The sequence below is a fragment of the Novosphingobium sp. MBES04 genome, from assembly GCF_000813185.1.
Classification (GTDB): domain Bacteria; phylum Pseudomonadota; class Alphaproteobacteria; order Sphingomonadales; family Sphingomonadaceae; genus Novosphingobium; species Novosphingobium decolorationis.
On sequence record NZ_DF850489.1, the window covers coordinates 388804 to 402559 of the forward strand.

Consider the following 13756-nt stretch of genomic DNA (forward strand, 5'->3'; position numbering starts at 1 on the left):
CCCGTTCAGCGAAGGAGTGGGATTGCGCCCAAGGCCAGCGTGACCAGCAGTACGGCCAAACTGGCAAGGAGCGCCAGCCCGGCCCGCCGTCCGGCGCGAGGACCTGCGTTGACGAAGACGAGGACGGTCTTGAATGCCATGTTGCTTGCCACGGTCCCGGCAAGTGCGAGAGAGGCAATGGCCGAGGCGACCGCGCCTTGTGGCAGCGTGGAATAGGCCACCATCGCCGCATCGACGTCGAAGCTTCCGGCGAGGAACAGCGAGAGCCCTCCGCCCGCTTCGCCGAACTGGTCCTGCGCCCAGCGCACCAGGAGCGCCGCGCCTGCAACGGCCAGAAGAAAGCCGAAGGCGGGGAGCAGTTCGAAGGGCTTGCCCCCTTGCGCGGGGCTGCTCGCGCCCGAGCTCGTCTCGCGGCGCCAGACAAGACCCGAGACGAGGAAGGCGACCAGGAGAGCAGGCCCGAGCAGCCCGGCAAGGCGCATCAGGATGTCGGGCGCGAGGACAGCGGCGAGGATCAGCACGCGCAGGTACATCACCGCCGAGGCCAGCGCGATGCCGGTTGCGAGCGGGCCCTCGCTCCCCTTGCGCAGCTGGCTGGCGAAGGCGGCGGTGACCGCGGTCGAGGAATAGGCTCCGCCGATGAGCGCCGTCGTCAGCGTCCCGGCCGAGGCGCCGATGGCGCGCCGCGCGATGTAGCCGGCAATCGAGAAGCCGGTGATGAGGATCACGACGAGCCAGAGCTGGAACGGGTTCCAGGCGGCATAAGGACCCATGTTGCGGTCGGGGAGGAACGGCAGGACGGCCACCGCGATGACCGCAAAGCGCACCAGCGCGCGCATTTCCTCCGGGCTCAGCGCGCGCAGCAGGGCATGGGCCTGCTGCCGGGCCGAGAGGAGAAGCGTGGCGATGGCGGTCAGGGCCAGCGCAAGGGCGGGGTATCCCGCTCCTGCAAGAAGCCCGAGGGCGATCGTCATCAGGGCGGCGACGGGCGTGGTCGCATCGAAAGTGGGGGCGGCCCGGCGCGAGCCGAAGAAGGCGCCGATGAGAAGGGCGAGGAGGGCGCTGAGAAGCACGGCGCCCAGGATCGCGGAAACCGCGAGAGAGATCGCTGCGACGAGGCCCCCGCAGGTGCCGATCAGCGCGAAGGTGCGTACTCCTGCGACCCGGCTGCCATCAGCGGCTTCGCGCTGGCGCCAGCCGCGCTCGATGCCCACCAGCAACCCCGCGGCGAGCGCCGCCAGAAGGTGGCTGGCAAGATCCAGCTGGCTGTTCCAGTCCACGGTCTCGATTGGCACGCGCATTCTTCCCTGGTGACTGTCTGGAACGATCCGCTTCCCCTAGGCCGGATCGGACCTGGGTGAAAGCGTCCTGTATACTTAGCGAAATAGTCCTGTAGTCCTGTGACTTGTGCAATAGTTTAACCCCAAGTTGGAGGTGAGCCGCCTTGCCTTGGCGCGGCGTTCTTGCCACTCTTCGTCCGAGTAATTCTTGAGGGGGTATGATGCGGTTTGTTTCTCTGTGCCTGGCCGGGGGTTCGTTGCTGGCGGCAGGTACGGCCATGGCGGGTGAAGAGGTGCTTTACGCACCCGCGCCCGATTGGGTCGAGGAAGTCGATGCAGACGTCATCGATACCTCGTCCTCGACCCCGCTGGCGCTCTACGACATGCAGCAACGCATCGAGGATGGCACGCTGTCGATCTATGTCGATCGGGCCTTCAAGCTCGATGCGCCCCAGGCGCTGACCCAGGCGGGAACGAGCACCGCCTCGTGGCTCCCGGACAAGGGCGATCTCACCATCCACAGGGTCGAAATCCTGCGTGGAGACAAGCGCATCGACGTGCTGGAAGGCGGCGCGAAATACACCGTTCTGCGCCGTGAGACACAGCTGGAAAAGCGCACGCTCGATGGCGCTCTGACCGCCACGCTCGCGGTGCCCGGGCTAGAACTGGGCGACGTGCTGCGCATCGCCTTCACCCAGTCGGTCAAGGACCCCACGCTCAAGGGCGAGGTCCAGATGACCAACGTGCTGTTCGCGGCTCCCACCGAGGCGGGCTTCGCGCGCGACATCGTCTCCTGGCCCGAGGATGAGGACGTGCGCTGGAAGACCGGTCCCGTCGACGTCGCGGTGGAGGAAACCAGCAAGGGCGGCGAGCACCGTCTCACCGTCGCGCTCCCGCTCCCCGAGCCCGAGGACATGCCCTCCGATTCGCCGGTCCGCTACCGGCGCCCCGCACTGATCCAGGCCGGAACCTTCTCGTCCTGGGAGGACGTCTCGAGCATCTTCGCGCCGCTCTACGATCCGGCAGGGCGTATTGCGCAGGGCAGCGCACTTGCGGGCGAAGTCGCGACGATCCGCGCGGCGAGTGCCGATCCGCTGGAACGCGCCGCGCTCGCCACCCGCCTCGTCCAGGACAAGGTCAGTTACCTGATGAACGGGATGGCCTCGGGCAACTACGAGCCCCAGGCCCCTGACCAGACCTGGCAGCTGCGCTACGGCGATTGCAAGGCCAAGACGCTGCTCCTGCTTTCGCTGCTCCATGAACTGGGTATCTCCAGCGAAGCCGTGCTCGTCCACTCCTCGGCCAGCGATGCCATTCCCGACCTTCTGCCCATGCCCAGTGCCTTCGATCACGTGCTGGTGAAGGCGAACATCGGGGGGACCGACTACTGGCTCGATGGCACGTCGGCGGGCACGCGCATGAGCAACATTGCCGACACCCCGCCGTTCCGCCACGTCCTGCCGATCCGGGCCGAGGGGACGGGCGTGATGGCTCTGGCCCCGCGTGTCCCTGCGACCCCGCAGGCCTTCGTCAAGCTGACGTTCGACGAGCGGGGCGGGGTCGATCTGCCCGTGCTCGTCACCGCCCGGGCGACGCTGTCGGGGCCGGTGGGCGTGGGTCTTGGCGCTGTCATCAAGCAGGTTGGAGAGGACCAGAAGGACGAATTGATCGACCAGTTTGCCTCCTCGACGCTCGAAGGTCTGGTCGTGACCGAAGGTTCACTGTCCTTCGACGAGGAGCAGGGCATCGCCCATGTCGATGTCAGCGGCATCCGCACCACCGCATGGAGCCGGCAGGGCTCGCGCAAGCGTCAGGACTTTGCGGACCTGCCAAGCCAGGACGTCGACTTTTCGCCCGACCGCGCCCGACCGGCCTGGCGCGAGATCCCGGTCGATACCGGCGCGCCGACGTTGCAGGTGACCGAACTGACCGTGCTGTTGCCCGAGGATGAGGACGGCTATCTCCTGCGCGGGCGCCCCGAGCTCGACATGAGCTATGGCACCACCCATTTCGTGCGAAGTGCGCAGCTGGAGGGACAGACCCTCACCGTGACCGAGCGGGTCGAGGGGCTGGGCGGCGAAGTGCCGAGCGAGGCCATCGCGGCCGAGAAGGGCAAGGCCGCCCGGATCTCCAATTCGGCGATCTTCCTCCTCGCGCCCGGCGATGCGGTGCGCCAATGGCAGCTGCCCATGCCCGCCTACGAGGGACGGCTGAAACCGTACGAAGAGGCCTACGCCAAGGTGATCGCGCGCGAACCGGACAAGGCGTTTGGATATACCAACCGCGCGCTGTTTCGCTGGCGCACGGCGAACCTCGAAGGCGCACTGGCCGATTATGACAAGGCCCTGGAGCTCGACCCAGCTGCCGAAACCTACCGTTCGCGCGGTTCGGTCCTGTTCGCCATAGATCGCTTTGAAGATGCTCTGCCCTCCTACCGCCAGGCGTTTGAAATCGATCCGTCCTCGGCTTCCGCACTTGGCCTCGCCGGTGCGCTGGGACGCAACGGCAAGGTCGAGGAGGCTCTGGCGCTGCTGGACGAGTACGATGATTACGGCACCCAGCATCCCCAGTTCGTGGATCTGCGCGCCGAGGTCCTTGCCTATGGCGGCCGCGCGGAAGAAGGTCTTGCCGCCATCAACGAGTTGATCGAGGAGCGTCCGGGGCAGGGGTACCTCTACAACAATTCGTGCTGGTACCGTGCGCGCTTCAAGGTGGGTATCGAGGGTATGATCGAAACGTGCGACAAGGCGGTCGAACAGTCCTCGAGTGCCGCCGCCGCGCTTGATAGCCGGGCCCTTGCCTGGTTGCAGTTGGGAGAGCCTGCCAAGCTCTCGCCGATGCCGATGCGGCCATCAACCTTGCGCCTGACCAGACGTCAAGCCGGTACTTCCGGGCTGTCGCCCAGCAGCGGCTGGGCGATGACAGCGGCAAGGACTTCATCGCCTACATGGATCGCTTCTGGCCCGGCCAGGCCCGCGATTTCGCGTTCTACGGCCTCAAGTAGTCGTCACGGATCGGGGCTTTGCGCCCGCCGCGACGCGGTTCTTCGCGACGAGGCGGGCGATGAAGTCGAGCTTGGCGACGATGGTTTCGGACAGGCGGAAGGGGTAGAGGTCCCCGGTCCCCATGGCGCGGTTCATGGAGTTCAAGGCGAAGGCGATCGGCTCCATGTGCCGGGCGAGCGTTGCGGCGTCGGCGCGGTAGGGATCGAAACGGACCTCGATATCGTTGCCGGGCGCGGCATTGGTGCTTTCGCCGGGCAGGTGCAGCGAGAGGTCGAAACTCTCGGCCGTCGCCTGCAGGTCCACCATGTGGAGATAGTGCGCCCAGGTCTCGGCGAAGTCTTCCCAGGGGTGCGAGGTCGCGTAGTAGCTGACATAGGCGTCGGTCCAGACGGTGTTGCCGTTGCCGTTGTAGTGCTCGGCCAGTGCCTGCTGGTAATCGATCCGCTCATCGCCAAAGATCTCGCGGAATTCGGCGAGGCAGTCCGGATGGGTCTCGACCAGGCGCGACCAGTAGTGGTGGCCGACTTCGTGGCGGAAATGGCCGAGCAGCGTGCGATAGGGCTCGCCCATGTTCTGGCGGATGCGTTCGCGCTCGGCATCGTCCGCCTCGATCAGGTTGAGCGTGATGAGGCCCGAGGCGTGCCCTGTCATGACCTGTGGAGCCTCGTCGTTCTCGGCCGCCGGGTCGTAAAGGAAATCGAAGGCGAGGCCCTGGCGCCCCGGCGCTTCTTGCGCCTTGGTCTCCAAGGGCAGGCCCAGCTTCAGAAGGGTGTGGACCATGCGCCGCTTGGCCGCCTCGATCCGCGCCCAGCGCGGCGGCACGGAGGGTTCGGCAAGATCGGGAATCGTGCGGTTGTGACGGCAGGCCCGGCACAGGTGCGAGGGCTCGTCCGGTTCCACCAGCCAGTTGCAGATCGCGTGCGCATTGTTGTTCGCGCAGACCACCACCTCGCGCGCGCCGCCGTCCTCGCCGCGCCAGCGCGTGGCCCCGTCGGTCAGGTGGCGGAAGGCATCTATGACCGGATCGTAGCCCAGCGTGGCCTGGCAATGTGGGCACAGGCGCGCCTCGAAATGGATCGGCTGGTGGCAGTTGGGGCAGGCAAAGGCGTGCATGGACACTCTCGTTCCCGAAACAGGGCGTCTTGAAAAGCGGCGGGGCGCCGTCTCGTGGCTCGCATAACGCATGGAAGGCGCGTAAGGTTCGCGTTGAGCCGAGAAGTCCCGGGCTGCCGCGCCCGCTTGGCAAGGTGGCAGTCTATATACCATTGGAATGCTTACCCCTTGCAGGGCCTTGGCGAAACGTGGAACCAGCGCTAGGCGTCGCGCATTGCGCGCACAGGAAGATCGGGAGAATACGAATGTCCAAGGCCCCCAAGGTGCAGGGTTACAAGGGATCGGCAGGGGGCTGGGGATCGCTCAAGGGCATTTCGCGCATCGAACGCTCGCAGAAGGCGGGGCCTTCCGTGCTCGACACGCTGCGCCAGCTCAACAAGCCCGGCGGGACGATGTGCACCTCGTGCGCGTGGGTGAAGTCGGAGAAGCCCAAGCCCTTCGAATTCTGTGAAAATGGCGCCAAGGCCACCTTGTGGGACCTGACCACCGACCGTTGCTCGCCCGAATTCTTCGCCCGGCACACCGTCAGCGAACTGGCGATGTGGTCGGACTACGAGCTGGAGATGGAAGGGCGCCTGACGCACCCCATGCGCTACGAGCCCGAGGTTGATCGCTACGTTCCGACGAGCTGGGAGGAGGCGTTCAAGGCCATCGGCGCCAAGCTGCGCACGCTCGAACCCAAGGGGGTGACTTTCTACGCCAGCGGCAAGGCCGCGCTTGAGCCCAGCTACCTCTACGCGATCTTCGCGCGTATGTACGGCCACAACAACCTGCCCGACAGCTCCAACATGTGCCACGAGACGACCTCGGTCGCGCTCAAGAAGGTTGTCGGATCGCCGGTCGGCACCTGCCAGATGGAAGATTTCGAGCACTGCGACGCGATCTTCTACATGGGGCAGAACCCGGGGACAAACTCTCCGCGCATCCTCCACCCCTTGCAGAAGGCGGTGAAGCGCGGGTGCAAGATCGTCGTCTTCAATCCCTTGAAGGAAAAGGCACTTACCGAGTTCCGCAGCCCCCAGAACCCGCTGCAGATGACCTTCGGCAAGGCCACGAAGATGAGCCAGCTCTACCTGCAGGTGCGCCCGGGCGGCGATATCGCGGCGCTGATGGGCACGATGAAGCGCGTCCTCGAACGCGACGAGGAAGCCAAGGCGCGCGGGAGCCGGCGCGTTCTCGACACTGCCTTCCTCGAACAGCACACCAACGGCCTTGAGAGCCTGCTGGAGAAGCTGGCCGCCACGAACTGGGACGAACTGGAAGAGGCCAGCGGCGTCACCCGCGCCGAGATGGAAGCCGCTGGCGACATCTATGCCGATGCCACGAAGGTCATCGGCATCTACGGCATGGGCCTGACCCAGCACGTGCACGGCAACCAGGCCATCGGCATGCTGGTCAACCTGCTGCTGCTGGGCGGCAACATGGGCCGCCAGGGCGCCGGCTGCTCGCCGATCCGCGGGCACTCCAACGTGCAGGGCCAGCGCACCGTCGGCATCACCGAGAAGGTCGCGCTCGCCCCGGTCGAAAAGTACCGCGAGGTGCTGGACCTGGAGACCCCGCAGGAGGACGGCCACACCACCGTCGAATTTCTGGAGGCGCTGCTGGCGGGCACCAACACCGGCTTCATCGGGCTGGGCGGCAATCTGGCACGCGCAATCCCCGATCATGACCGGGTCTATCCGGCCTGGCGCAACATGGAACTGACCGTCCACGTCGCGACCAAACTCAACAAGACGCACTGCATGCCGGGCAAGGAAGCCTGGCTGCTGCCCTGCCTTGTCCGCGCCGAAGAGGACATCCAGGCGACCGGCAACCAGTGGGTCTCGATGGAGGACAGCTTCAGCCACGTCTCGGCCTCCAAGGGCAAGCGCAAGCCCGCCAGCGAGCACCTGATGAGCGAGACCGCGATCATCTGCGAGATCGCCAAGGCCACGCTCGATCCGAACCCGAAGTGGCAATGGGACGCCTGGCGCGGCGACTATGCGCGCATCCGCGACCTCATCGCGCGGACCTATCCTGATCAGTTCTACGAGATGAACACGCGCATGCACGAGCCGAGCGGCTTCTACCGGGGTAATCCGGCGCATGAGCGGATCTGGAAGACCGAAAGCGGCAAGGCCGAGTTCACCACGCCCAGCGTTCTCAACGCCTGCGGCATTCGCGGCAATCCGGGCGGTATGCACCTTGTCACGCTGCGCTCGAACGACCAGTTCAACACCACGATCTACGGCTTCTCCGACCGCCTGCGCGGGCTGGAAGGCAACCGCATGATCGTGCTGGTCAGCCCCGAGGAAATGGCACGCCTGGGCCTTCACGAATACCAGCAGGTCTCGCTCGTCACCGAGGTGGACGACAATATCGAGCGCCGCGTTTCGGGCTTGTCGGTGCGCGCTTACGATCTGCCCAAGGGGGCGGTGGTCGGCTACTTCCCCGAGCTCAATCCGCTGGTGCCGCTGTGGTACCATGACGAGCTGGCCAAGGTCCCCGCGAGCAAGGGTATTCCGGTCCGTATCGAGCCCTGAGGGCACCCTTGCGCCGCCCCGGTGCGGGCGGCTCATCGCTGCGATGAAATATTTGCAGTGTCGTTTCGCGCGCAATTGCGGAACGAAGGCGTCTCGCGCGCATTAGCACATGCGAGGGGCCCCGGACCTTGATGGGTTTCGGAGCCCTTTCGTTTTTTGGCACCGGAGCCACGTGCTTGCGATGCCTGCGGGCACACAGACAGGAAAATACGCGCATCGGGCGCATGAAGACGGGTCGCCTGCGCCTTGCAAGGAGGCGTGGACCGGGTTTCGCTCCCGAAAATACGTGCGCGGCACAGGACGGAGAAGCTTTCCCGATGGATCAACCCGACTATTTCTCGGTATCCCGGCGCGGCGTGCTCGCCAGCGGCGCGGCAGGGCTGGCAGCCGGATCGATATCGCCACAGGTCGCCTTTGCGGCCTCCACTCCCGTCGCGGAAAGGGCTATCGCGATGCAGACCGTTTCAATGCGGATCAACGGCAAGAGCGAGACGCTCGAACTCGACACGCGCACCACGCTGCTCGACGCTCTGCGCGAGCACGTCAAGCTGACCGGCACCAAGAAGGGCTGCGATCACGGCCAGTGCGGGGCCTGCACGGTGATCGTCAATGGCGAGCGCATCAATTCCTGCCTCAGCCTTGCGGTCATGCACGAGGGCGATGAGGTCACCACCATCGAAGGCCTCGGTACGCCTGAGAACCTCCACCCCATGCAGGCCGCCTTCGTGAAGCACGATGGCTATCAGTGCGGATACTGCACCCCGGGCCAGATCTGTTCGGCTGTCGCGGTCCTCAAGGAAATCGCCGATGGCGTTCCCAGCCACGTCAGCGCCGAACTGACCGGACCGATGGAAGCCAGCAACATCGAGATGCGCGAACGCATGAGCGGCAACATCTGCCGCTGCGGCGCCTATTCCAACATTGCCGAGGCCATGGCCGAAGTCGCAGGAGAGCGCGCATGAAGCCCTTCAGCTACGAACGCGTTTCGAGCCCTGCCGAAGCGGCCGCCGCAGCGGCGCGGGCAGGCGGCGCCAAGTTCATCGCCGGGGGGACCAACCTCCTCGACCTGATGAAGCTCGAGATCGAAACTCCGCGCCATCTTGTCGACGTGACGGGAACCGGGCTCGATGAGATCACCGAAACCGACGAGGGTGGCCTGCGCATCGGTGCACTTGTCAGCAACACCGCGCTCGCCAGCGACGAGCGGGTCAAGCGCGACTACGCCGTCCTTTCGCGCGCCATCGTGGCGGGCGCCTCGGGCCAGCTGCGCAACAAGGCGACGACCGGCGGCAACCTGCTCCAGCGCACGCGCTGCCCCTATTTCTACGACACCAACCAGGCCTGCAACAAGCGCAAGCCCGGTAGCGGCTGCGCGGCCAAGGAGGGCGTCAGCCGCCAGCTTGGCATTGTCGGTGTCAGCGACGCCTGCATCGCGACCTACCCGGGCGATATGGCCGTAGCGCTGCGTGTGCTCGACGCGGTGGTGGAAACGGTCAAGGCCGACGGTACGACCCGCGCCATCCCGCTGGGCGAATTCCACCGCCTCTGGAGCGACACCCCGCACATCGAGACCGTGCTGGAACAGGGTGAGATGATCACGGCTGTGACCCTGCCCAAGCCCCTTGGCGGTACGCATATCTACCACAAGGTGCGCGACCGCCGCTCCTACGCCTTCGCGCTGGTTTCGGTTGCCGCCGTTCTCGACGCAGAAGGCAAGGGCCGGGTGGCTATCGGTGGCATCGCTCCACGCCCTTGGCGTGTCGAGGCGGCCGATGCAGCGCTGCCTGATGTGAAGGCTGCCGCGCGCGCGCTTACACAAGGGGCCAGCGCCACCGATCAGAACGCGTTCAAGATCGCCCTTGTCGAGCGCACGCTCGCGGGCGTCATGGCCAAGGCACGAGGAGAGGCGGCATGAAGTACACCACCCCCGCAGGCGACACCGTCATCGACCGCCAGCGTGTCGTCGGTCAGCCCACCACCCGTATTGACGGCCCGCTCAAGGTGACCGGCCACGCGCCCTACGCCTATGAACGCCACGATGTCGCGGCGAACCAGGCCTATGGCTATATCGTGCCCTCGGCCATCGCCAAGGGCCGCGTGCGTAGCATCGATCTGGCCGAGGCCAAGGCGCAGCCCGGCGTCATCACCATCCTGACAACGACCGAGGTCGACGAACTTCCGCTGGGCATGGGGCACACCGTGCCGCTGTTCGGCGGTTCGGAAATCCGTTTCTACCATCAGGCGCTCGCGCTCGTGGTGGCCGAGACGTTCGAGCAGGCCCGCGCGGCGGCCAAGCTCGTGCGTGTCGATTATGAGCGCACGCCTGGCAACCACGATTTCCACGCGCTTGCCCCCGATGCCCCGCTCGTCGAAGGCTCGGACGGTCCCGACGTCAGCAAGGTCGGTGACTTCGAGGCGGCCTACGCCTCGGCGCCGGTCACGATCGACGTGACCTACGAGACCCCGCACGAGAGCCACGCGATGATGGAGCCTCACGCCAGCATTGCTGCGTGGGAGGGTGAGAAGCTCACCATCTGGACGTCGAACCAGATGATTGCCTGGAGCAAGCAGGCGGTGGCCAAGATGCTCGATCTCGATCCGGCCAATGTCCGTCTGGACAGTCCGTTTCTGGGCGGCGGCTTCGGCGCCAAGCTGTTCGTGCGTGTCGATGCGGTCGTGGCCGCGCTGGCCGCGAAGAAGGCGGGCCGTCCGGTCAAGGTCATGCTCGACCGTCCGCTGGTGTTCAACAACACCACGCACCGTTCGGCCACGATCCAGCGCCTGCGCTTTGGCGCCGAGCGCGACGGGCGCCTGACCGCGATCTCGCACGAGTGCACCTCGGGCAATCTCGCGGGCCAGGAAGGCGAGAACGGCGTTGCCCAGACGCGCCTTCTCTATGCGGGCGCTAACCGCTACACCGCGCAGCGCATTGCCCGGCTCGATCTGCCCGAAGCGAACGCGATGCGCGCGCCGGGCGAGACGGCGGGTCTCATGGCGCTGGAAGGCGCGATGGACGAGCTGGCCGAAAAGCTGGGCATGGACCCGGTCGAACTGCGCATCGTCAACGACACGCAGGTTGATCCCGAGACGCCTAATCGCCCCTATTCGAGCCGCATGATGGTCGAATGCCTGCGCCGCGGCGCCGAGGCTTTCGGCTGGGACAAGCGCAACACGACGCCGGGCGGCATGCGCGAGGGCCGCTGGCTGATCGGCCACGGCATGGCCGTGGGCTTCCGCAATTCGGTCCAGATGAAGTCGGCGGCGCGCGTGCGCCTGTCGGGCAACGGCAAGCTGACGGTCGAGACCGACATGACCGACATCGGCACCGGCTCCTACACCATCCTTGCCCAGACCGCGGCCGAGATGCTGGGGCTGCCGCTGGAGGACGTCACGGTCACGCTGGGCGATTCCGACATGCCCGCCTCGTGCGGTTCGGGCGGCCAGTGGGGCGCGCAGAACTCGACCTCGGGCGTTTACGCCGCCTGCGTGAAGCTGCGCGAGGATATCGCGGAGCGCTTCGCGATGGACCCCAACACGGCGGAATTTGCCGATGGCGAAATCCGTGCCGGGGGCGAGAGCCGCAAACTTACCGAAGCCACCGCCTCGGGCGAGATCGTGGCGGAAGACACGGTCGAGTACGACGAGCTGTCCCAGAAGTACCAGCAGTCGACCTTTGCCGGGCACTTCGTGGAGATCGCGGTCGATGCCTACACGGGGGAGACCTACGTACGCCGCATGCTGGCGGCCTGCGCAGCGGGGCGCATCCTCAACCCGATCTCGGCGCGCAGCCAGGTGATCGGCGCGATGACGATGGGCGTGGGTGGCGCGCTGACCGAGGAACTGGCGGTCGACACCCGCTTCGGCTTCTTCGTCAACCACGACCTCGCCGGGTACGAAGTGCCGGTGCACGCCGACATTCCGCACCAGGAGGTGATCTTCCTCGACGAGCTCGATGCCATTGCCTCGCCGATGAAGGCCAAGGGCGTGGGCGAACTGGGCCTGTGCGGTGTGGGTGCGGCGGTCGCCAACGCGCTCTACAACGCAACCGGCGTGCGCGTGCGCGAGTACCCGCTGACGCTCGACAAGTATCTCGACAAGCTGCCCGCTGTCTGAGGGGGCAGGACGTACGAAAAAAGGGCGGTCGGAGTGATCCGGCCGCCCTTTTTTGTATGTCTGGGGAATAGATCCGAGGGCCATTGCCCTCGGGCTCCCCAAACTGTCTAGCTCACGGCCCGCGCGCCACCTTGGCCGAGACTGGTGAGGTCGCCCATTTGGGGGTCAAGGGGTGATGACCCCTTGAATCCTGTCTTCCTTACTCGGGAAGCTGCGCCAGTTCCTCGACCACTTCCTTGTCCTTCTCGGCGTAGAGGCGGTCGATCTCGGCGCGGCTCATCTTCTTGGCGGCGGTCTTGAGCTGGCCGCAGGCCGCGTCGATGTCGCGCCCGCGCGGGGTGCGCACAGGCGCCGAGATACCCGCCTCGAAGACGATGTTGGAAAACGACTTGATGCGCTCGGGCGTCGAGCATTCGTAGGCCGCGCCCGGCCAGGGGTTGAACGGGATGAGGTTCACCTTGGCGGGCAGCTTGTACTTCTTGAGCAGGCGGACCAGTTCGCGCGCGTCCTCGTCGCTGTCGTTCTTGTCCTTGAGCATCACGTATTCGAAGGTGATGCGCCGCGCGTTGCTGGCGCCGGGGTAGTCGGCGCAGGCCTGCAGCAGGTCCTCGATGCCGTACTTCTTGTTGATCGGCACGATCTCGTCGCGCACTTCCTTGGTTACCGCGTGAAGCGAGACCGCAAGGTTGACGCTGATTTCCTGGCCGCAACGCTCGATCTGCGGGATCACGCCCGAGGTCGAGAGCGTGATGCGGCGGCGCGAGAGGGCAAGGCCATCGCCGTCCATCACGAGCTTGAGCGCATCGCGCACGTTGTCGAAGTTGTAGAGCGGTTCGCCCATGCCCATCATCACGATGTTGGTGAGCAGGCGCCCGTCCGCGCTGTACGAGCCTTCATCCTCGTCCTCATCGAGTCCGGCCATGGTGGCAAGGCGCGTGTCCGAGGCGGACTTGGGCCATTCGCCCAGCGCGTCACGGGCGAGCATGACCTGACCCACGATTTCGCCCACCGTCAGGTTGCGCACGAGGCGCATCGTGCCGGTGTGGCAGAAGCGGCAGTTCAGCGTGCAGCCGACCTGCGAAGACACGCACAGCGTGCCGCGGTCCGCATCGGGAATGAAGACCATCTCGTAATCATGGTTGTCGGCGGTGCGCAGCAGCCACTTGCGGGTGCCGTCACTGGAATGCTGGGCCTGCACGATTTCCGGGCGGCCGACCACGAAACGCTCGGCCAGCCAGGGGCGCATGGTCTTGGCGATGTCGGTCATCGCCTCGAACTCGGTCACGCCGCGGTGGTAGAGCCAGTGGTAGACCTGCTTGGCGCGCAGCTTGGCCGCCTTCTTGTCGAGACCGGCGGTCTCGAACAGTTCGGCGATGCGGGTCTTGGGCAGGCCGATGAGATCGGTGCGGCCATCTTCGCGCGGGGTCACCCCGTCGACCAGCGTCGGGCGCGGGACGGGCATCGGTTCGTTCGGGCCGGGGATCGTCATGATCCCCCCGAAGGGCAGGGAATTCGTGTCTGTCATGATTGAGCCCGCCTATACCCGATTTGGGGCCCGAGCGAAAGATGGCCTCGCGAACGCCGTTTCTGCCCCTTCCGTTCCCGGAATCCATCGCGCCCAAAATGCGTCTCGTCGATCCAGTGTGGCCTAAAAACATCAGTGATTTCGTTGTCTTACGTTAATGAAACTGCCTGGCTCGCTCTCGCATTTGACAGGTCCATG

The 13756-nt window shown here is 65.8% G+C and carries 7 protein-coding genes and 1 pseudogene; 5 read left to right on the top strand and 3 right to left on the bottom strand.

From position 1 onward, the window contains the following. Positions 1-5: 5 nt before the first annotated feature. A complete protein-coding gene (locus tag MBENS4_RS15560; protein ID WP_159108078.1) occupies positions 6-1295 on the bottom strand; it encodes an MgtC/SapB family protein in 1290 nt (429 codons plus the stop codon). 368 nt (positions 1296-1663) lie between these two features. Between MBENS4_RS15560 and MBENS4_RS27430 the strand changes: the two are divergent. Continuing rightward, positions 1664-3859, top strand: a pseudogene (locus MBENS4_RS27430) (DUF3857 domain-containing protein); the annotation flags it as partial. 417 nt (positions 3860-4276) lie between these two features. Here the strand turns inward: MBENS4_RS27430 and MBENS4_RS25865 are convergent. Further along, on the bottom strand, positions 4277-5551 hold the full coding sequence (locus MBENS4_RS25865) for a zinc-binding metallopeptidase family protein (RefSeq protein WP_340140860.1): 1275 nt from the start codon (positions 5549-5551) through the stop codon (positions 4277-4279). A 92-nt stretch (positions 5552-5643) separates the two neighbouring features. Between MBENS4_RS25865 and MBENS4_RS15570 the strand changes: the two genes are divergently transcribed. The 4 genes from MBENS4_RS15570 to paoC all read left to right on the top strand — a co-directional run bounded on the left by MBENS4_RS15570 (position 5644) and on the right by paoC (position 12033). After that, positions 5644-7920: an FdhF/YdeP family oxidoreductase gene (locus MBENS4_RS15570; RefSeq protein ID WP_039392748.1), complete on the top strand. Its 2277-nt coding sequence runs from the start codon at positions 5644-5646 to the stop codon at positions 7918-7920. A 317-nt stretch (positions 7921-8237) separates the two neighbouring features. Next, entirely contained in the window at positions 8238-8882 is a 645-nt protein-coding gene (paoA, locus tag MBENS4_RS15575; RefSeq protein ID WP_039392749.1) for an aldehyde dehydrogenase iron-sulfur subunit PaoA, read from the top strand. After that, positions 8879-9835, top strand: coding sequence for an FAD binding domain-containing protein (locus MBENS4_RS15580; protein WP_039392750.1), 957 nt, complete (start codon positions 8879-8881; stop codon positions 9833-9835). Before paoA ends, MBENS4_RS15580 begins: the two co-directional genes overlap by 4 nt. Beyond that, positions 9832-12033, top strand: coding sequence for an aldehyde oxidoreductase molybdenum-binding subunit PaoC (gene paoC, locus MBENS4_RS15585; RefSeq protein ID WP_039392751.1), 2202 nt, complete (start codon positions 9832-9834; stop codon positions 12031-12033). The genes MBENS4_RS15580 and paoC overlap by 4 nt, the downstream gene beginning before the upstream one ends. A 199-nt stretch (positions 12034-12232) precedes the next feature. Here the strand turns inward: paoC and rlmN are convergent, their stop codons facing one another. Next, a complete protein-coding gene (gene rlmN / locus MBENS4_RS15590) occupies positions 12233-13558 on the bottom strand; it encodes a 23S rRNA (adenine(2503)-C(2))-methyltransferase RlmN (RefSeq protein WP_144400965.1) in 1326 nt (441 codons plus the stop codon). Positions 13559-13756: the final 198 nt, after the last annotated feature.